20 protein-coding genes and 1 pseudogene are annotated in these 18,833 nt (G+C 52.0%); 15 read left to right on the top strand and 6 right to left on the bottom strand.

Features of this window, described 5'->3' with window-relative positions:
- Window positions 1-54 precede the first annotated feature (54 nt).
- From ACVDHE_RS06820 to ACVDHE_RS06795, 6 genes and pseudogenes are all read right to left on the bottom strand, one after another.
- Window positions 55-495 (bottom strand): helix-turn-helix domain-containing protein, encoded by a 441-nt coding sequence (locus ACVDHE_RS06820; RefSeq protein WP_087367671.1) that lies wholly within the window; start codon window positions 493-495, stop codon window positions 55-57.
- 228 nt (window positions 496-723) lie between these two features.
- Window positions 724-1,770 carry a helix-turn-helix domain-containing protein gene (locus ACVDHE_RS06815; protein ID WP_106765246.1) on the bottom strand — a complete coding sequence of 349 codons (1,047 nt, stop codon included), beginning with the start codon at window positions 1,768-1,770 and terminating at the stop codon, window positions 724-726.
- Between the two features lie 159 nt (window positions 1,771-1,929).
- Window positions 1,930-2,058, bottom strand: a pseudogene (locus tag ACVDHE_RS06810) (Maff2 family mobile element protein); the annotation flags it as partial.
- Window positions 2,059-2,089: 31 nt separating this feature from the next.
- Window positions 2,090-3,859 (bottom strand): VirD4-like conjugal transfer protein, CD1115 family, encoded by a 1,770-nt coding sequence (locus tag ACVDHE_RS06805; protein WP_458886037.1) that lies wholly within the window; start codon window positions 3,857-3,859, stop codon window positions 2,090-2,092.
- A complete protein-coding gene (locus ACVDHE_RS06800) occupies window positions 3,856-4,338 on the bottom strand; it encodes a PcfB family protein (RefSeq protein WP_458886036.1) in 483 nt (160 codons plus the stop codon). The genes ACVDHE_RS06805 and ACVDHE_RS06800 overlap by 4 nt, the downstream gene beginning before the upstream one ends.
- A gap of 5 nt (window positions 4,339-4,343) precedes the next feature.
- Window positions 4,344-5,243 carry a DUF6017 domain-containing protein gene (locus tag ACVDHE_RS06795; protein ID WP_458886035.1) on the bottom strand — a complete coding sequence of 300 codons (900 nt, stop codon included), beginning with the start codon at window positions 5,241-5,243 and terminating at the stop codon, window positions 4,344-4,346.
- Window positions 5,244-6,088: 845 nt separating this feature from the next.
- Here ACVDHE_RS06795 and ACVDHE_RS06790 point away from each other — a divergent pair.
- The 15 genes from ACVDHE_RS06790 to ACVDHE_RS06720 all read left to right on the top strand — a co-directional run bounded on the left by ACVDHE_RS06790 (window position 6,089) and on the right by ACVDHE_RS06720 (window position 18,742).
- Entirely contained in the window at window positions 6,089-6,943 is an 855-nt protein-coding gene (locus ACVDHE_RS06790; RefSeq protein ID WP_458886034.1) for a MurR/RpiR family transcriptional regulator, read from the top strand.
- A gap of 217 nt (window positions 6,944-7,160) precedes the next feature.
- Window positions 7,161-8,084 (top strand): hydroxyacid dehydrogenase, encoded by a 924-nt coding sequence (locus ACVDHE_RS06785; protein WP_458886033.1) that lies wholly within the window; start codon window positions 7,161-7,163, stop codon window positions 8,082-8,084.
- A gap of 45 nt (window positions 8,085-8,129) precedes the next feature.
- Window positions 8,130-9,233 carry a hypothetical protein gene (locus ACVDHE_RS06780; protein WP_458886032.1) on the top strand — a complete coding sequence of 368 codons (1,104 nt, stop codon included), beginning with the start codon at window positions 8,130-8,132 and terminating at the stop codon, window positions 9,231-9,233.
- A gap of 19 nt (window positions 9,234-9,252) precedes the next feature.
- Entirely contained in the window at window positions 9,253-10,278 is a 1,026-nt protein-coding gene (locus ACVDHE_RS06775; RefSeq protein WP_458886031.1) for a TRAP transporter substrate-binding protein, read from the top strand.
- Between the two features lie 101 nt (window positions 10,279-10,379).
- Window positions 10,380-10,814 (top strand): TRAP transporter small permease, encoded by a 435-nt coding sequence (locus ACVDHE_RS06770; RefSeq protein ID WP_458886030.1) that lies wholly within the window; start codon window positions 10,380-10,382, stop codon window positions 10,812-10,814.
- A gap of 6 nt (window positions 10,815-10,820) precedes the next feature.
- Complete coding sequence (locus ACVDHE_RS06765) at window positions 10,821-12,107, top strand: TRAP transporter large permease (RefSeq protein WP_458886029.1); 1,287 nt, start codon at window positions 10,821-10,823, stop codon at window positions 12,105-12,107.
- Window positions 12,108-12,129: 22 nt separating this feature from the next.
- The gene (locus ACVDHE_RS06760) at window positions 12,130-13,122 is read left to right on the top strand and encodes a beta/alpha barrel domain-containing protein (RefSeq protein ID WP_458886028.1); all 993 of its coding nucleotides are present in this window, start codon (window positions 12,130-12,132) and stop codon (window positions 13,120-13,122) included.
- A gap of 550 nt (window positions 13,123-13,672) precedes the next feature.
- A complete protein-coding gene (locus ACVDHE_RS06755; RefSeq protein WP_458886027.1) occupies window positions 13,673-13,852 on the top strand; it encodes a hypothetical protein in 180 nt (59 codons plus the stop codon).
- Window positions 13,853-13,915: 63 nt separating this feature from the next.
- On the top strand, window positions 13,916-14,296 hold the full coding sequence (locus tag ACVDHE_RS06750; RefSeq protein WP_458886026.1) for a helix-turn-helix domain-containing protein: 381 nt from the start codon (window positions 13,916-13,918) through the stop codon (window positions 14,294-14,296).
- 443 nt (window positions 14,297-14,739) lie between these two features.
- Complete coding sequence (locus ACVDHE_RS06745) at window positions 14,740-15,168, top strand: hypothetical protein (protein ID WP_458886025.1); 429 nt, start codon at window positions 14,740-14,742, stop codon at window positions 15,166-15,168.
- A complete protein-coding gene (mobP3, locus tag ACVDHE_RS06740; protein ID WP_458886024.1) occupies window positions 15,156-16,874 on the top strand; it encodes a MobP3 family relaxase in 1,719 nt (572 codons plus the stop codon). The genes ACVDHE_RS06745 and mobP3 overlap by 13 nt, the downstream gene beginning before the upstream one ends.
- Window positions 16,875-16,880: 6 nt before the next feature.
- Entirely contained in the window at window positions 16,881-17,129 is a 249-nt protein-coding gene (locus ACVDHE_RS06735; protein WP_458886023.1) for a hypothetical protein, read from the top strand.
- Window positions 17,130-17,264: 135 nt separating this feature from the next.
- Window positions 17,265-17,471 carry a helix-turn-helix domain-containing protein gene (locus tag ACVDHE_RS06730; RefSeq protein ID WP_458886022.1) on the top strand — a complete coding sequence of 69 codons (207 nt, stop codon included), beginning with the start codon at window positions 17,265-17,267 and terminating at the stop codon, window positions 17,469-17,471.
- A gap of 76 nt (window positions 17,472-17,547) precedes the next feature.
- Window positions 17,548-17,823: a hypothetical protein gene (locus tag ACVDHE_RS06725; protein ID WP_458886021.1), complete on the top strand. Its 276-nt coding sequence runs from the start codon at window positions 17,548-17,550 to the stop codon at window positions 17,821-17,823.
- Window positions 17,816-18,742 carry a HipA domain-containing protein gene (locus ACVDHE_RS06720; RefSeq protein ID WP_458886020.1) on the top strand — a complete coding sequence of 309 codons (927 nt, stop codon included), beginning with the start codon at window positions 17,816-17,818 and terminating at the stop codon, window positions 18,740-18,742. Before ACVDHE_RS06725 ends, ACVDHE_RS06720 begins: the two co-directional genes overlap by 8 nt.
- Window positions 18,743-18,833: the final 91 nt, after the last annotated feature.

Here is an 18,833-nt window from a genome sequence, read left to right as displayed (position 1 = left end):
TAATAGTGCGGGGCGGCAGCACTCCTTGCTGTCGCCCCATGTAAAGTGATATCATCAAGGATTATTTTCGTAAGTCTGATTTTCTTCAGAAATTGGTAATTGTTCAACATTCGTGTATTCCCTGTAGGAGTTGTTTGATATAACGCCTACAATAACAAAGAATATATTGATAACAACAAATGCTACAATTATTCCAAGTACGACTTTCCAAATACGACGGGAACGACGATTTTTGATTGCTAACTGCTCATTGATACGGGAAAGCTGCTCCGCAAGCTCGTTTGTATCTTCGCAATCAGGGATATTTCCACCCAGCAGCTCGGCGACACTTACTTCAAGGATATCCGCCAGTTTTACCAGTAAATCAGCATCTGGTACTGATAAGCCCTTTTCCCATTTTGATACAGTCTGTCGAACGATATTGAGCCGAACAGCCAGTTCCTCTTGCGATAGTCCTTTTTTCTTTCGCAGGAATTTAAGATTCTCACTAAACATACACTATACCTCCTTTGCCTTTGGCGACTTCATTATAGCTAAAGAAGTCTCGTTGCGGCAAGCAATGCAAATTAACATCTGTGCATTTTCAGTATTATAAGGGGCGACAGCAAAAAATGCTGTCGCCCCTTGATTGCCTACCAGCAAAGGCGGGCGGGGCTGTCAACGGCGGCGCGTATGCGCCGTTCATCTTGACCGTTGACTGGCTCGGCTGGCTTTGCTATGAGTTCAGACCCTACCTTTTAGTTCTTCGAGAATTTGTTGATACTCTGGATTATCAGATAAAAACGAAAAGTCGTTACCGCTTTCCATTTCATTTTTCATCATATCAAATAGTCGTTCTGAAAAGCTATTTGTTTCACTGCCATGCAAATGACGATAAAGAGGACAATCTTGTGGTTTCCATTCTTCTTGGATAGCTGGTAACATAGATTTAAGCGCAGTTAAGCATTTCGTTTTATCCTGTTCGATAACAGAAAGCTGGAGTTTTGCAATGTAGGGAATATATGGTGGGACATGGCACAATTTTGATACTTGCTCATAAATTTCTGCGTAAAAGTTTGCGTCCTGCATTCGGTTCTCTTTTACTGCTATCTCCAACATATTCATTAAGGCAGTTTGAATTTCGGTTGCGCTATTTAAGACCCTGTGTTCCCATATTTTTAAAGCGTCCAAAAATTTATCTTGCGCTGTATAGAGAATGGCAAGTTGTTCTTCCTTATCAACAGAAGTAGATGGGTAGGTGTTAATGAGTTCTTCTGCCTTAGAGTAATTTTTTATCTTTCGATTATAAGAAATCAACATACTGATTACAGTTTCCTTGATTTCAATATTTTCACTGGTAGACAATCGTTCATAAAATTTTATGAAGGTTTCTTCATAGCGTTCCGGCTCTGCAACTCCGTAAAGAAACAACGCGCCATGTAAATACATGATTACGGAATATGTTAGACTTTCACAAGTTGGGTATTCATGTATCTTGTCAATTCCCATTTTGAAAGCAGTATCATAATCTTTTTCGCGAACAGTCTTATCGACTTCATCTACAAAATTGACTATCTCTACATCACTCAAATCGTCTTGAAAAGACATAAGTGTATTGAGGTCTATCTTTAGTAATCGCGCCAATGCGGGAAGAAGCGTTATATCGGGATATGTACTGCCTTTCTCCCATTTATTAACTGCCGGTGTCGATACGCCTAAATACTCCGCAATTTGCTCTTGTGTGAGAGATAAGGCTTTCCTTTTTTCTCGGATGATTTCATTGATTTTCATATTGCACCTCCGTTCTTCTGTAAATCATAATAGCAGAGATAATTTCACGGAACAATGGAGCAAATATTAAAAATTGAGTTTACAAAATTAACCTATGGTTAATAATTGGAATTGTGGGCTGCTGTCTATAAATTCTTGCGTGTTACTTTATGGCACATGAGCATTACTGGCAGGGTTATCCTGGCCGTAACCTTCCAGGAGGTTGATGCCGCCCCACACGCACAGGCCGCCGCCCAGGGCGATCACCAGAGTCTGCAACACGTCGATAGCGTTAGTGAAAAAATCCATAAATCATATTTCCTTTCGTTTTGTAGAATTGTTATTGAAGGTCTGCTGCGGTCAATTTGTACATCTCGAAAGGCTCATCCGGCTTAACAATAGCCGGTTTGCGTTTCATGTACCGTTCCATATCAAAGAGGTATTTCTTGTCGGCGTCGGCGGTGTACTTGTAGTTGGGGTGCTTCGTCAGGTCGTACTTGTCCGAGAGGAAGGGACGCACGCCCCGCAGCATGAAGATACACTTGCCTCCGTCCATTACCGCCAATTCGTCCTGGGTCATCAACTCCTTTCCCAATTTCTGATAGGTGAGGCCGTGAGAAACCTGGCTGCCCCGGTTCTCCGATTGATTGAAGCTGTCGATGGTCTCCTTGCCCAGCAGCTCCGAGATCTCCTTCAGGGTGGATTTCTCCTTGCCTCCCAAAAACAAGGTACTGTCGCAGTTACCCACGATGGTATCCGCCGCGTCCTTGTAGATGGTCTTTAACTGGCTTTGGCGCTGCAAAATAATAGAAGCCGATATTTCACGGCTTCGGATGGTAGCAATCAATTTCTCGAAGTTTGGAATTTGCCCAATATTCGCAAACTCGTCCAGCAGGCACCGCACATGGACCGGCAGGCGGCCGCCGTAGAAGTCGTCCGCCTTGTCGCACAGGAGGTTGAAAAGCTGGGAGTACATGAGCGCCGCCACGAAATTAAAAGTGCTGTCCGTATCCGAGAGGATGACAAACAGCGCCAATTTTCGGTCGCCCAGGGTGTCCAGCTCCAGCTCGTCCTCCGCCATGAGGTCCCGCAGTTCCGCGATGTCAAAGGGCGCCAGGCGGGCGCCGCAGGAAATCAGTATGGATTTTAGAGTTTTGCCCGCGGCCATTTTGAATTTGCGGTACTGCTTCACGGCGAAGTGGTCCGGGTGTTCCTTCTCCAGCTTGGCGAACAGCAGATCCACGGGGGACTGAAACTCCTCGTCATCCTCCCGCGCCTCGCTGGCGTTGATAAGGTCCAGCAGGGTGATGAAGTTGCGCTCCTCCGGCTCCGCCTCGTACCAGATGTACCCGATGAGGGCGGAATAGTACAATCGCTCGGCCTTCACCCAAAAATCCTCGGAGCTCTTTTCGCCCTCTCCCTTGGTGTTGAGGATCAGGGCGTTCACCAGCTTCAAAATATCCTTCTCGCTGCGGATGTACGCCAGAGGGTTGTACCGCATGGACTTCTTGAAGTTGATGAGGTTCAGGCTTTTAATGCGGTATCCCTTGCGATCCAGCAGGGCGCCCACCTCATTCAGGATGGTGCCCTTGGGGTCCGTGACCACATACGAAGAATGGCACTGGAGCAGGTTGGGCTTGACGAAGAACCTCGTCTTGCCGGAGCCGGAACCGCCGATGACCAGGATATTTTTATTTCTTGCGTACTTGGGTTCCTTCGGGCGGCTCGACATGGTGATCCGCTCCGTCTGGGTGAGAAGGACGTTTTGGGAAAAGTCCTTGTCCATGTAAGGGGCAATGTCGGCCGGGGTGCCCCAGCGGGCGCTCCCATACTCCATGCCTTTGCGGTATTTCTTCGCGTTCTTGCCCTTGGAGTAGACCACCAGCCGGATCAGCACCGCGCCGGCGGCGCCCACGCACAGGTCCACCAGATGGAGGCTGGGCGCCAGACTGGCAAAGGCCGCCGAAAAGCCCTGCCCGATGTGGAGCAGCTTCTCCGAGGCGTCCGCCCCAGGCGCCAGCCGCACACCCTGGCAGAGCTTGTCAAAGAGATACACGAAGATGAGATACGGGAGGTTGAGCAGCACCAGCTTTTTCACCTTGTCGGTCATCGCGCCACCTCCCGGTCCTTGGCTTTGACCTTCTCCCGTTCCCAGTGCTTGGTCTTGGCCTGTTCCTGGGCCTGGGCCAGCCGCTCCCGGATGGTGGGGCGCTTCTCCCGGTCCAGGGTCATGGCGGTGAACTCCTTGAAGGCCGGTTGGAGCTGGTCCTTGTCCTTCGCCTTGAAAAACACATAGTAGTGTGGGGGTTCTGTATGGGGGTCCTTCTTCAGGGCGTAGTCGATGTCGTACTTCTTCGCCACCGCCGAAAACGCCTTGATGTTCTGCTCCGTGATCTCAATGTTGGTCAGGGAGGCCCCATGCTGTTTGAGCTGGTGAAGGGTCTGTTTTCCCTGACGGAGAGTGCGCTGGGAGGGCTTTTTCTGCATCTCCTCCAGCACCTTCTTCAGGGCCTTTTGGAGCAGGTCCGCGGTCATCTTGCCCGCCTCCACCGAGAGGGAGACCGCGCCTTGGGTGATTTCTTCCTGCATAGGCGCTACCTCCTTTCTCCGCCGCCGTACAGGTCATAGCTCACCAGGGAAGTGTAGTAGCTGCCGATGGTGGCCGGGGCGTTATACAGGGCGGCCAGCAGGTATTTCTTGATATTGCGGACATAGGTGGTGTTCTCCCGCATCCGGTCCAGCACATACTCGATGTGGGAGCTGTCCAGCTTCAGGAACCGGGACTTGACCACCTCCGCCGGGTAGTCGTCCCCGGCGATACGGATCATCTCCCGGTTGGAGCACACCGTGTCCACCATGAGCTCCACCAGCTCGTCCAGGCGGTCACGGTCAAGGCGGTGGTTCTGGATGAGGCAGTCATACTCGATGTTCTCCAAAATCAATTCCCGATAGCTTTCCCGTTCCCGCATCCGGTCCCGTCCTTTCCGGTCCGAGCCCCTGGGGGTTTGGGGGATTGATTGGACAGGATTTGATCCTTCCGTACTTGATAGATCTTTTTTTGATTTTTCTTTACTTGATCTATTAGTATTTAATTGTGCGGGGTTTCCCTGTTCAGGTTCTTCCAAGACAGGGGAAGCCTGTTCAGGATTATCCAAGACTGGATTTTCCCGTTCAGGTTTTTGCGGTTTTGGTTCCGGCGGTCTGGGCTGCTCCAGGATGGTGTACTCGATGGCGCCGAGCTGGCCGTTGGGGTTGCGGACCCGCTGGCGGATCACATAGCCGTGTTCCTCCAGCTCCCGCACCCCGGCGCAGATACTGTCAACGCCATCCTTGCAGATCCGGGCCAGCCCCTTGGTGGTATAGTCCCACTCCTCCGGCAGGGAGAGCATGAGGGAGAGAAGGCCCTTCGCTTTCAACGAGAGCGACTTGTCCCGCAGGTGATGGTTGGACATCACCGTGTAATCGCGGGTTTTCTCAATGCGGAATACCGCCATGTTGGATACCTCCTTCCTTCGGTTTTGAAAAGTGTTCGTTTCGGCGGGTTTGCGCCCCTGTATCGCCGCCCGGCCTCCCATGAGGGAAAGAATATGGGCGGCTTCATTTGCGCCGCCCACAGGCGAAAAAACAGGGGATTTCCCACCCGTTTTTATACAGTTTTGCGTGCCCCCGGCAGGGCATAAAAAAACGCCACAGGTTTGTGTTACCCATGGCGTTGCCCCGGCAGATGGCCGGTCTGTATTCAGTTATATGGTCACGGGGCGGAGGCCCCGATTGACGGGTACTGTACCCGTATCTTGGCATTTCGTGGTCTTTCAGCGTGTCAAGGCTCACTCAACAGTAGTAAAATCGTAGTAAATGAGATGGTTTTGACCTGTCTGAAATGCCCGTGGATACAGTGTTTTCAAGGGATAATCAGATTTTGGCTTGATTTTTCAAAACAAAAGTGGCGTTGTTTCCGTAATGTTAGCTTGCAATTGAAAAAATGTCAAGTATTGTTTTCGGTTCAGGCAATTCGTCGCACACTGGCCCTACTGCACCACGTGGTGAGGAAGTGTATCAACAAGAAGAAACATATTAAAAGGCAATTGCTAAGTGATTGAATGGTTTCCTGATTGGCTGGTGCTGTTTATTTGCCATTGGCTTTACTGTTGGATTGTTGAAGATGCCCTAGGGCGATAAACAAGGCCTTGGCCTGCGCTGCACAATTTCCGATCTTGAATCGGGACAGTATGGGCAAAGAAAAGTTTCCGAATATGACGCATTCACAACAAAATATGATGGACATGCGACAGCCAGTATGTTATTCTGTTGCCATCAAGACTGGGAGGGCCGTTACACTATGGAAAACGTAATTGCTGATCGGGTAAAAAACACCCGCCTTACCAAATCTCAGCGAAAAATTGCCGAGTTTTTTATTCAGCACCCAGAACGAGTAGGCATGAGCTCTTCCATGGAAATGGCCAGGGCCATTGGCGTCAGCGATGCCTCCATCACCCGTTTTGCCAGAGCCATCGGGTATGAAGGCTTTACCGATTTGAAGAACGACATTTACAACAGCCTGGCCAGCCAGGCTGCCGGCGGAATCAATAACTTGTCCCTGGCAGAGCGTTTCGAGGCCAACCGCACTCAATTTGGAGGAGACTCTCTGGCGGAGTATATGGGGGTAATCCAGTATAATCTGGAACGAACATTCCGCCAGAACAGTGACCAGCAGTTTCAAGCAGCTGCCGAACTGTTGCGGAATGCCGGTCACCGTTATATCATTGGTTTCCGGGGATGCCTGGGTGTGGCCAATCAATGTGCTTGGCTACTTCGTTTTCTGCTGGATCACGTTGTCCACATTTGTGACGAAGGCCCAGGCGGCATCGGCAGTCTTCAAGATATACAGCCGGGGGACTGTGTTCTTCTATTCTCTATGAATCGTTTCTACAAGTCTGACCTTCGGCTGGCCCAGCTAGCACGGAATCGGGGAGCATCGGTTATCTTAGTAACCAACAGTGTCCTCTCCCCTCTGTCAGAACTGGCCCATGTTTTGCTGATGGCAGAGTGCAAAAATGTCAGCTTTTTTAATTCTGCAATGGCTGTGACTCTGATTTCCGAATACTTGGTAACCCGTCTGGCCCAATTATTGCCGGAGGACTATCGCCGCCGGGCCAGTGAGCGTGATGAATTAACCGCAGAATTGCGTTTGTGAATTATCAGATAAATTAATATGAAAGAGCAGACTTTACAGTCTGCTCTTTTTGCATATCACACAAAAATAATGTTGTATTTTCTTCATAATATAAATTGACATTTGTAAATACGACAGTATATTATAGTTGTAGCATCCACGACAAAACGCGCGGGTGCGATGTGTACACATCTTTCGCCGGTTGGCCGCCGGATCAAAAAGGAAGAAGGACGACACAATGATTGTCTATCTAAGCGAATACATCTATCCCCCGGCGGCAGAGAAACTGAAGCAGCATGCCACCGTAGTGGATAATTTCAATCATATCGAGGAGATCGACGCAATCATCTTGCGAAATATTCCTGTGACAGCAGAGATGATGGACCGCGCCAAAAACCTCAAGGTCATTGCTAAACACGGAATCGGCTGTAATACGATTGACGTTGCAGCTGCCAAGGAACGGGGAATCCAAGTAATTTATACACCCACAGCCAATGCTGACTCAGTGGCGGAGATGACGGTGGGACTGTTTTTGATGCTGGAGCGGCGGATATACGAGGCCAACGTAAAATGCCGCAACAGCCAGTTCAAAACCATTGCCCCCCGCGATTTCCTGGGAACAGAGGTCAAGGGGAAAACGTTCGGCCAGATCGGTATGGGCAATATCGCTCAACGAGTCGCCCACATTATGCGGGAGGGCTTTGGGACAAAAGTACTTGGTTACGATCCGTTTATTTCAGCGGAAGAAGCGGCAAAACGAGGGTTTGAGAAAGTTGAGACGCTGGAGGAGCTGCTGGAACAATCTGATCTGGTGAACATCAATGTGCCCTTGGTCCCCTCTACCACCAATATGATTTCCGGAGACCTGTTCAATCACTTCAAGCCCGGCGCTGTGTTTGTGAATGCAGCCCGAGGCGCAGTAATTAATGAGAACGATTTGTATGATGCCCTGGTTTCCGGCAAACTAAAAGCGGCGGCCTGCGATACATTCGTTCAGGAACCGCCCACCGCAGAAAACAAGCTGTTGTCCCTGCCAAACTTCAGCGCCACGCCTCATATCGGCGGCAATACGGAAGAATCTTTACAAAAAGCCGGTACGGAAGTGGTGGAGGAAACGCTGAATGTTCTGGCCGGCAAAGCACCGATTCATCCAGTTCGGTGAGTGCATTTTCAAGCTAAGACTAACGGATCATAAGGAGGAGATCTTATGGGACATTGGAGAATCGAAAGCGGCAGTCTCTGGCAGGAACAAGACTTTGCCGCTAACCGTGAGATCGTCATGGAACTCGTGGAAGAGCCGGACTGCGTGATCCATCTGCGGGAGGATGATCTGATCCTTCCAGGAATGATTGACATGCACGCTCATATTTGGGCTCCTCCGGCCCGTTCGCCATTTGGCGTGGAGGGAAACCGGTACTTCTCAGAGGGATTTGTGGGCGCTTTAGATGCCGGCACCTTCGGCGTAAATGACTGGGAGCAGGCGCAGAAGTACTGGCAGACATTTTCCAATCTGCGTCTGAAGTCGTTCCTTTCAATTCTGCCGGAAGGACTGACAGTTTTCCCTCCGGTAACACCCACACTGCCCGAAGAAATCGATACGGATCGCTATGTGGATGTAATCTCCGCTCATCCCGGTCAGGCGCTTGGCGTCAAAGTACAGCTGGGCTGGCTGCCCTACAGGAGCGCGGAAACCGATACCGCCCTAATGCGTTTATGCCGAGAGATCGCGCACCGCAGCAAAACTCACATGATGGTTCACACTTCCGGCCAGTGTATGGACGCACGGGACTCCGCCAACTTCCTGCAGCGCGGTGATATCCTGACCCACCCCTATTCTGGGTTTTCCAACACGATCCTGGACGAGCATGGAAATGTTTTGCCCGAGGTATTTGCCGCCCGGGAGCGGGGCGTCCTGTTTGATGTGGGATATGCCGGAAAACATTTTTCTTGGCGGGTATTTCGGGAGGCCTATGCCCAGGGACTGAAATTCGACACTCTGGGCGCGGATCTGGTGGAGATGTCCTATCGAACCCCCGGCAGCAAAGTCGTGGACCAGTTTCATATACTCTCCGCACTGCTGAACTTTGGCATTAGCCGCGAAGAGGTATTCCAAGCGCTGATGACCAATCCCGCCCGATATTTAGAGTTCCCCCTTACCTACCGCAATCAGTGTGTGGTCCTGCGGCGGCAGGAACGAAACTTTGAGATGATTGATGGGCAGGGGGAAAGCTATTCCTGCAGTTTCTTGTATACCCCCATTCTGGTGATTCAGAATGGACAGTTACTAAAGAATCAGACACAATGCAAATAAAAACGAGGAGGAGCAAGCGATGAAAATGAAGAAGAGATGGATGGCGGCCCTGATGGCAGCGGTAATGAGCCTGAGTTTTCTGACCGGGTGCGGTTCGGCCACAGGAAGCAGTGATACCGGTAGTGAGGAAAGCGAAACCACGGTTTTAAAAATGGGTCATGTGTATGCGGAGGATTATCCCATGCACATTGCCATGCAGGAAATGAGCGACTATATCTACGAAAATACGGACGGCCGGTATCAAATTGATCTGTATGCCAACTCCACCCTGGGCGGAGAGAGCGATCTGATCGAGGGTGTGAATATCGGCACCGTTGACATGTGCTTTACCGCTTCCACACCTCTGGCAAATACGGTGCCGGCGATTTCCTACCTGGATTTGCCGTTCCTGATTCAGGACTATGATCATGCTGACGCAGTGTTTTTTGACGCCGAAAGTCCCATCCGCGCTTCCATCATGGGTGATATTGATGCTGCCGGCTTCAAGACCCTGACCCTGATGGAGAATGGCTTCCGGCAGCTGTTTACCAACAAAGATGTTCAGGCTATCGAGGATCTGAAGGGCCTGAAAATCCGCGTGATGGAGAACGCCCTCCATCTGGAACTGTGGGAGGCCCTGGGTGCTTCGCCTACGACGATGTCTGCGTCCGAGGCGCTGACCGGCCTTCAGCAGGGAACCATTGACGCAATGGAAGTGTTCAACACTGCCGCCGTGGCCAATGGCTATGCAGAGATGGTCTCCCATTATGTAGAAACCAATCATATCTATACCTGCGGTGTGCTTCTGATGTCCTCCAGAGTCTGGAACAGCCTTTCCCCTGAGGATCAGGCCGTGTTTGAGGAAGCGGCTCTGTTGGCCATGGATTCCAACAATCAGGAGCTCCGTGAAGCGGACGAGGCTGAGCGGGAATTTATCATCAATGATTTGGTGGATACCCACACCGCCCTGAATCAGGGTCAGCTCAGAGAGATGGTTCAAAGCGTGTATGACGGGCACCCTGAGTATGATGATATGGTGGAGCAGATTCAGGCCTTGGCTGGCTAACGGCAGCGTTACCTGTTAAACGAAAGAGATTGTGGGGGGTAAACGTGGCTAAACTCTGGAGCATTATACAGCGGATTTCGTACGCGATCGCAGCTTTCTGTATGTTTGCGGTCATCGTACTGATCTTTATAAACGTTCTTTGCCGGTATGTGTTTGCGTTCAGCATTTCCTGGAGTGAAGAGATGACTCGCTACATGTTCATTGGAACGCTGTTTTTCACTTTGAACATTATGGTCAGCCAGAATGCCGCCCTGCGTGTGGATATTCTGGATACGCTCATCCACAGCCAGCGCAGTAAGCACATTCTGAATCTGGTTACCTATCTGCTGACCATCGTGGCGCTGCTGGTTTTCACGGCCAGCGGGATTATGCTGGTGCAGGCCGGCTTTACGTCGGTGAGCCCCAGCATGCATATCCCCATGTGGATCATCTATGCAATGATGCCGCTTGGCTATTTTCTGGCGCTGATCGAGGTCCTGCGCAAAACCGTGGCAGAGCTGCGGGACATGCGGAATTCTCGGGACAAGGAGGGATAACGCGGTATGGAATTGACACCTATTATTCTGCTGGTCAGCTTATTGGCATTCATGCTGATCGGTGTACCCATCGCGTGGTCCCTTTCTCTGTCCTGTTTTGCAGCTCTGCTGACTATGGACTCCATGCCGTTGGCACTTCTGACGCAGCGTGTTTTTAACGGTGCCAACAATTTCAGTTTCCTGGCCGTGCCGGCTTTCGTGGTAGCCGGAGAGGTGATGAGTCAGGGAGGCATCTCCAAAAAACTGGTGGATATGGCAACCGTCCTGCTGGGGCGAATGAAGGGTAGCCTGGGAATTATCTCCGTGGTGGCCAGCACGATCTTTGCGGCGCTCTCGGGATCTGCCACAGCCACTACGGCAGCCATCGGCGGGCTGATGTATCCCGAGATGGAGCAGCGCGGCTATCCCAAGGACTTTTCTGCGGCGGTCCAGGCCATCGGCGGTACGCTGGGGCCGGTCATTCCGCCCAGCCTCATGATGATCTTTTATGGTGTGGCCACAGGAGAGTCGATCACAAAGCTGCTGATGTCCGGCGTAGTACCCGGGATTCTTACGTGCATGCTGCTCTGCTTCATGGTCTATATCATTGCCAAGCGCCGGGACATGCCCACGGAAAGTGTGGCGTTCTCCTGGCGGAAGCTGTGGGACAGTGTGCGGGATTCTTTCCTGGCCCTGCTGATGCCCATTATTATTCTGGTAACTATCTACTTTGGTATCTGCACTGCCACGGAAGCGGCCGCCATTGCCGCTGTCTATGGTATTCTGGTGGCCCTGTGCGTATATCGGAGCATTACCATTCGTCAACTTTGGGATATTTTTAAGAAGAGTGCGGTACAGACGGTCGTGATTTCCATCATGGTGACAACAGCTCAGCTGTTCGGTTGGATTGTGACCTATTACAATGTGCCTACTATTTTAGCGCAAGCAATTCAGTCCGTGTCCTCTTCCTCTTTGGTGTTTTTGTTCCTGACGCTGGTGATTTTGATGATTGCAGGCATGTTCATGGAGGCTCTTTCCGTCGTGATCATTGTGGCACCGATCCTGCACCCGGTGGCTCTGGTATATGGGGTAGATCCCATTTTCTTTGGATTCTTCGTGGTGTTCGTTATGTGCATCGGCATTGCCACGCCGCCTTTCGGCCCTTGTCTGTTTGTCAGCTGCAGCATTTCCAACCGTCCCTTCGTAAAGGTAGCCAAGGAGGTTCTTCCTTTCATCTTGGTGGAGGTCGCTGTAGCAGTAATCGTTATTTTCTTCCCGCAGATCGTCACTTTCCTGCCGGGTTTGATGGAATAACATACGAAGGAGAGATCTCCCTATGAACTTATTTGATAATACGCTGCGGGACGGCGGCAATGTGGTGGGTCACGGTTTTTCCGCAGAGCTGACCATCAGCATCGTCAGAGGCCTGCTGGCCGCCGGCATTCAGGACATTGAGCTAGGTAACTGCAAGGGGATGGGTGCATATGAAAAGTTACAGGCAACAAAAGCCCTCAGTGACCAGGAGTATCTGAAGATTTTGAAACCGTATGTGTCCCAGGGCCGTCTGGGCATGTTCCTGATGGCCAAGCTGGCAGATGAGACCCTGACCCGCACGGCGAAAGACGGGGGCCTGACCTTCCTGCGGGTTGGGGCCAATGCCGGGGACGGGGCCGGATCTGTTCAAGCAGTCGAGCTGGTGAAAAAGGCGGGTTTGATTTGCCGGTACTCTCTCATGAAGGCCTACGTCTCCACCCCGGAGGAACTTGCCAGAGAAGCAAAAATGCTCCAGAATGCCGGCGTAGATATGATTACCATTATGGATTCCGCCGGCACCATGTTTCCTCAGGAAGCGGTTTCCTATGTGAAGGCCCTGAAGGCTGCGGTGACGATCCCGGTCGGCTTCCATGGACACAGCAATCTCGGCCTGTCTCAGGCCAATGCTCTGGCGGCGGTGGCTGCCGGCGCCGATGAGATTGACTGCGGGTTACTGGGTATGGCCCGTTCGGCGGGCAACTGTGCAACCGAGTTGGCTGCGGCAACTCTCAAAAAAGAAGGATATCTGCAGGATGTGGATCTGTATGGACTGCTGGACTATCTGGATCAAGAGTTGATTCCCGCCATGAAGCCTTACGGATACCATGTGGCGGTAACGCCTACGGATCTGATGCTGGGTCTTGCTGGCTGTCACTCCAACTTCCTGCCCATGTTCCGTAAGGTGGCGGAGGCGGAAAATGTTTCGCTGCATCGCTTGATCGCTGATGTCTCCGCTGTGGACCGGAAGAATCCGTCGGAGGAACTGCTGCGGGAGATTGCTAGAAAATTAAAGTGAAGGAATCTAAATATATGTAGCAGATTCATTCATTGTATCTGCTGAAGATATTACCAGTTTCCCGAGAGCATTGTTTCCATCTATTTATCGGTTATAGTAATTACTCCTTTTACCAGAAGCCCCTCCATTTGGCGGGGCTTCTGGTATATTCATTATTTAGAAAATTGATTGTTTTCGAGCACTGAAGAGTAAGAACACGTAGAGAGAAAATTCTCAATGACCACGTTGACTACAAACGGTAGGACACAGCTCAAAGGGCTCATAGTCGTAGCTGGATTCGCAATATCATGATGATTTGTGCGTAGCTTAGTGAAAGGTTTACAGAAGGTTCACAGATGACCGGGGGGCAGCGGTTGACACAGCTTCTCTCCAATTTTATAATACAAATACTGGAAATTAAAAGCCCGGTAGCCCTTCACGCGGGCCAGTACAGTACCACAAGTGAATAATGGCATGTTAGGGGGAAGGGCGCCATCCGTGATCGTAAAGACAAGGACGATCTGGATGGCTTTTTGTTTTCTAGGGAGAAAGAAAGGAGGAATGTGGATGAGTGGTTAAACACGAGTTGCTGGACAACAGAATTTTTAAGAACGGTGGTGATATGCATTCACGCACAGCCCAAAAACAAATTGGTTTTCTTAATCAAAAAGGAAAGCCGCCGAAACTGCTGCAACAGTCCGGCGGCGCGCCGCGTTCCGAAAAACGCAGACTCCATCTGCAAACAGTCTAACAGAGAGACTTCCGGAACGCAAGATTTTGTTCTCTGAATTTGAAAAGAACACGGAGGTACTCTATGCCGATTCTCGGTGAACGATTCTATCAAATGAGCAATGCCATCTTTTGCTATGACCTGAAACCAATCCCGCTGGCGGTATACAGTTACCTGGTCTGCTGCGCTGGGCAAAAAGATCTGTGCTGGCCCAGCATCAAGACCATCGCACTGCACTGTAGCTGTTCCGAAAATGCTGCACGGGACGCAGTCAAGCAGTTGGTGGAACGCGGATTCATTCGCAAGGTGGCAACCAAGCAGATGCGCCGCGACGGACGCTGGCGGCAGAGCAACAACCGCTACTACATCCTGCCGCTGCCTGCGCTTTCCACCGTAGGGTATCGTGCAGGCAGGAGCTCTACCACAGAAGATGGCGGGGAAGTGTATCAACAAGACGAAGGATAACAAGGAAAAGCCCGTGTGCCCCTTGCGAGGCCCTGTGTAGAGCGGCTTGGGCCCCGGCAGGGTCCCGGCCCCTCCCGGGGATTTCAGACGGATTTGGGCCGGTTTTGAGGCTCTGCGGAGGACAACACAGGGCTCCCGCCGGAGCCCAGCGAAGCGGGTCCGGCGGGAAGAGGAGGAGCAGCGGAATGAGCGAATTTTCGCCCTTTTGGGCGAAAATGAGGGATATGGAGCTTGTGACGACGAAAAGCTGGATAAAGGCCTGGGGTCACCGCCCCAGCTTTCACCCGGCACATCTGCCCGCAGTGCGGGCAGTTTCAAGGGGTTCCGAAATCACAGGAAGTGGGGTCAAAAACAGAGAGAGAAAGAGATTCTGCGGTCGTTATCCCGCGGGACTTACGCCCACAAGAAAAAACCAGGGGTCACCCCCAAGAAAGGAGGCCTTTATGAGCCAAAAAGAGAAGTTTGCCCTCTACCTGACGCCGGAGATGAAGGCGCGGCTGGAGCGGCGTTATCAGGAAGACGGCAGCCGCAGTCTCACCGGATTTATCGAGAACGCTATCAACTTTTATCTGGACTATCTCAGCGCCAACAACGCCGGCATGTTCCTGCCATCCTCAGTGCAGTCCTACCTGGATGGCCGACTGGATCAGTTTGAAGATCGCATGGCGTCGCTGCTCTTCAAACAAGCGGTGGAAATGGACATGGGCATAAGCGTTCTTGCGGACTGCGTCAATCTGGACGAAGCGTACCTGCGGAAAAAACGTGCGGAGAGTGTGGCCAGCGTGAAGAAGTTCAACGGACGACTGCGTCTGGAGCAGATTGTCAAGCGTGCACAGGAGCAGCGGGACGGTGATGATGGATGGCAAGACTGATCGTCAAGAGTCCGTATATCAAGTGCGGAGGTAGTCAGGGTGCAGACGGTTACATGAGGTACATTGCGACGCGGGAGCGGGTGGAGATCATCCCGGATGACCGCCCGCCAACCCGCAAGCAGGAACAGCTCATCACAAAGCTGACGAAAGACTTCCCGGATGTGAAGGAGCTGCTGGAGTACGAGGACTATGTGCAGAAACCAACGAAAGCCAACGCCTCATCGATGATCACGCTGGCGCTGGAGGAGCACTGGAAGCAGGTGCAGCAGACGGATGGCTACATGAAGTACATCGCAACCCGGCCTCGTGCAGAGCGGCTGGGTGACCATGGCCTGTTCGGTGACGTGGATCATGTGGATCTGGACGCAGCCATGTCCGAACTGGAACACTACACCGGCAACGTCTGGACACACATCATCTCTCTGCACCGGGAAGACGCGGAGCGTCTTGGCTACAACAACGCACAGGCGTGGCGGGCTTTGCTCCGTGCTCGCCGTAACGACATCGCGGCAGCTATGCACATCCTGCCTCAAGACTTCCGGTGGTATGCAGCGTTCCACGACGAGGATCACCATCCACATGTTCACATGATGGCCTGGTCGGTGAAACCGGGGCAAGCACACCTGGATCGGGATGGCATCCGCCAGATGAAGTCTCAGCTCACCAATGATATCTTCCAACAGGAGCTGCTCCATGTCTACGAACAGAAGTCTGTCTCCCGGGATGAACTGGTTCGTGAAACTCGGAAGGTCATGCTGGAACTGTCCCGGCAGATGCGGGATACAATCTGTGAGCACAGCCAGGCGGAGCAGATGATTTGGAAGCTGTCCCAGCAGCTGGGGGAGGTCAAAGGCAAGAAGTCCTACGGCTATCTTCCACGGCCCATGAAGCGGCAGGTAGATGAGATCGTGGATCAGCTGGAGTGCATCCCTGTCGTGGATCAGTGCTATCAGAAGTGGTGGGAGCTCCAGTGTCAGGTGAACGAGTTCTACTCGGGGAAGAAGCAGCCACGCCCGCCACTGTCAAAGCAGAAGGAGTTCCGGGCCATCCGGAACGCCGTCATCCGGGAGGCGGAGAATATCCATCTGGGTAAGATCACCTTCGAGGATGAAAAGATGGAGGAGAGAGGGGAGTGGGTGGACAACTGGGAGGTCTCCTACGAGTGCCTGCGGCTGCGGGCCAGGATCGAAGACAGCAAGCTGCCGCTGGATCAGCGGGATGAGGCGGTGGAGGATCTGGAGCGGCTGGCGGAGTACGGTGATGTTCATGCCCAGTACTTCCTGGGACTGCTGTACCGGGACGGCGGCCTGCTGCTGCCGGACGCAGAACAAGCCGCCCACTGGCTGGAACTGGCGGCAAAGCAAAATCTGTCTGCAGCTCAATATGCGTTGGGGAAATTATATCTCTCCGATGATCCGGAGGTGCATGATACTTCCGATGGCATCCAATGGTTGGAGAGAGCAGCTCGAAACGGGAACACCGACGCCGCCTACCGGCTGGGAAAGGAATACCTGACAGGTAGGTCCGTGCAAAAGGACGCAGCTAAGGCGGCGGAGTACCTCCGCCACGCAGCCGATCAGAATCATCCCTGGGTGAACTATTTGTTGGGAAAACTGCACCTCACGGGCAGCGGCGTTCCCAAAGACGAAGAAGCGGCCTGGAACTGCTTCCGGATGGCGGATGCGTATGGTCATCCAAACGCCTAGTACATTTTGGAACGCCAAGATCAATGGCACCAGCCGCAACTCCTGATGACGGTGAGCCGTTTGCTCTACCACATGAGCAACATCTTCTGGGACAACGCGCCCACCGCGCCCGCACAGCCGAGGCTGCACATCGACCGCAAGCGAATGCGGGAACTCCAGGAGCTGCGGATCGCCTTGGGCCACCAGCCCGACGATCACGAAGAAGAGCAGACACAAACCCAGACCTGGGGCGGTATGACCATGAAGGGGTGGTAAGACGCAAACACCTGTTGGCCACGCTGCAGCTCCTGCGGATGATTCCCTCCACCGGATGGTGAAGAAATAAATCAACAAGACGAAGAACAACAAATAAATGCCTCTCCTACGGCAGGAGAGGAGAAAGGATATCGAGTGAAAAAAGAAACATTTAAATCTTATGAAGATCTGCCGCTGATGCTCTCGGTTCCTGAGATGGCAGCGGCGTTGGGAATCTCCCGTGCCGGGGCTTATGAATTGGCCCGGTCCGAGGGCTTTCCCGCACTGAGGATCGGTAATCGTATCGTGATCCCCAAGGACAAACTTCAAGAATGGGTAGACAAACAGATCGAAAAGATATGATATGCGGGCAATCGTTGATTTGCGGCGAAGCAATGTGGTAAAATACAACATACAAATCAAGGAAAGGAGTGTTTCTATGAAGGATATGTCGGCGCAAAAGCAGGTTTGCTCAACGGGGACAGGCGGGGAGCCGGCGGAAGCCATGCGGGAACGCTCATGGGAATATGGGCTCCCACCTTACCTCCAGCATGATCTGGACGCATACAAAGAAGGCCTTGCGGAGGGGTCCTCTCTGCTGGACTGTCTGTGGGGAGAGCTGTACGGAAGCATCAACATCGCGGAGATCAACGATGGCGCGATCACACATGAACATGCCAATTATTTGCGTCAGAAGTTTCTGTGGGGTGAATGAAGTGCCTGATTTTACAAACTGCAAGCGTGTGCCCGGAAGTGCTTATAACGGTGCCAACGGGAAGAAGATCGCAATCGAATATCAGGGCGAGCGATATATGCTGAAATTTCCACCTTCCGGTCAGGGAAAGAGAACAGAGCTGTCCTACACGAATAGCTGTATCAGCGAGCACATCGCCAGCACCATCTTCAACATGGTTGGAATCCCCGCGCAGGAATCCATCCTGGGGACCTTTGATGTGGGGGGAAAGACGAAGATCGTCTGTGCCTGCAAAGATTTTACCGCAGACGGAAGCAAGCTGTTTGACTTCTGCTCCATCAAGAATACCGTTATCGATTCGGAACACGGCGGCACCGGAACGGAGCTGGAGGACATTCTGGATACCATTGAAAAGCAGCAGTACGTGAATCCTGTGGAAGTGCTGCAGCACTTTTGGAATGTATTTGTGGTAGACGCGCTTCTGGGAAATTTTGACCGGCACAACGGGAACTGGGGATTCCTCTATCACGACGACACCCAGACCGCAACGCTGGCCCCGGTCTATGATTGCGGCAGCTGTCTGCTGCCCCAGGCAGATGCCCAGGTGATGCGGGCGGTCTTGTCAAATCAGGATGAACTGAACGCCCGGATCTACCGCTTTCCGACTTCGGCTATCAAGCAGAATGACCGAAAGATCAACTACTATGATTTCCTGATGGCAGCTGAAAACAAGGACTGCAATGCGGCGGTCATGCGCATGATGCCGCGATTCCATCTGGATGAGATGCAGGCTTTCATCAGAGAAGTTCCTTTTCTGGATGAACTGCAGCGGCAATTCTACCAGACTTATCTGTCTGCCCGACTGGAAAGAATCATGATCCCTGTGCATCGGCGGATTATGGAGCAACAGCAGCGTCTATCACCGAGACTTCATATGTGAGTGCAACATTCAGGACCGCTTCCGAATTTTCGGAGGCGGTTCTGAATTTGCTAACAAATTGATAACTCTGCGCGGTTGGAGTAGCTATTGA

It is taken from the genome of Dysosmobacter sp. Phy (assembly GCF_054476235.1).
Note: the sequence above shows the minus strand (reverse complement) of the source record. Positions and strands in the feature narration are given on the sequence as shown.

What these genes read in the sequence shown, in the direction of transcription:
- ACVDHE_RS06725 (WP_458886021.1), top strand. Translation starts at nt 17,548, where the DNA reads ATGAAGGATATGTCGGCGCAAAAGCAGGTTTGCTCAACGGGGACAGGC.
- ACVDHE_RS06805 (WP_458886037.1), bottom strand. Translation starts at nt 3,859, where the DNA reads ATGACCGACAAGGTGAAAAAGCTGGTGCTGCTCAACCTCCCGTATCTC.
- ACVDHE_RS06785 (WP_458886033.1), top strand. Translation starts at nt 7,161, where the DNA reads ATGATTGTCTATCTAAGCGAATACATCTATCCCCCGGCGGCAGAGAAA.
- ACVDHE_RS06770 (WP_458886030.1), top strand. Translation starts at nt 10,380, where the DNA reads ATGTTTGCGGTCATCGTACTGATCTTTATAAACGTTCTTTGCCGGTAT.
- ACVDHE_RS06800 (WP_458886036.1), bottom strand. Translation starts at nt 4,338, where the DNA reads ATGCAGGAAGAAATCACCCAAGGCGCGGTCTCCCTCTCGGTGGAGGCG.
- ACVDHE_RS06795 (WP_458886035.1), bottom strand. Translation starts at nt 5,243, where the DNA reads ATGGCGGTATTCCGCATTGAGAAAACCCGCGATTACACGGTGATGTCC.
- ACVDHE_RS06815 (WP_106765246.1), bottom strand. Translation starts at nt 1,770, where the DNA reads ATGAAAATCAATGAAATCATCCGAGAAAAAAGGAAAGCCTTATCTCTC.
- ACVDHE_RS06745 (WP_458886025.1), top strand. Translation starts at nt 14,740, where the DNA reads ATGAGCCAAAAAGAGAAGTTTGCCCTCTACCTGACGCCGGAGATGAAG.
- ACVDHE_RS06750 (WP_458886026.1), top strand. Translation starts at nt 13,916, where the DNA reads ATGCCGATTCTCGGTGAACGATTCTATCAAATGAGCAATGCCATCTTT.
- mobP3 (WP_458886024.1), top strand. Translation starts at nt 15,156, where the DNA reads ATGGCAAGACTGATCGTCAAGAGTCCGTATATCAAGTGCGGAGGTAGT.
- ACVDHE_RS06820 (WP_087367671.1), bottom strand. Translation starts at nt 495, where the DNA reads ATGTTTAGTGAGAATCTTAAATTCCTGCGAAAGAAAAAAGGACTATCG.
- ACVDHE_RS06780 (WP_458886032.1), top strand. Translation starts at nt 8,130, where the DNA reads ATGGGACATTGGAGAATCGAAAGCGGCAGTCTCTGGCAGGAACAAGAC.
- ACVDHE_RS06790 (WP_458886034.1), top strand. Translation starts at nt 6,089, where the DNA reads ATGGAAAACGTAATTGCTGATCGGGTAAAAAACACCCGCCTTACCAAA.
- ACVDHE_RS06765 (WP_458886029.1), top strand. Translation starts at nt 10,821, where the DNA reads ATGGAATTGACACCTATTATTCTGCTGGTCAGCTTATTGGCATTCATG.
- ACVDHE_RS06760 (WP_458886028.1), top strand. Translation starts at nt 12,130, where the DNA reads ATGAACTTATTTGATAATACGCTGCGGGACGGCGGCAATGTGGTGGGT.
- ACVDHE_RS06775 (WP_458886031.1), top strand. Translation starts at nt 9,253, where the DNA reads ATGAAAATGAAGAAGAGATGGATGGCGGCCCTGATGGCAGCGGTAATG.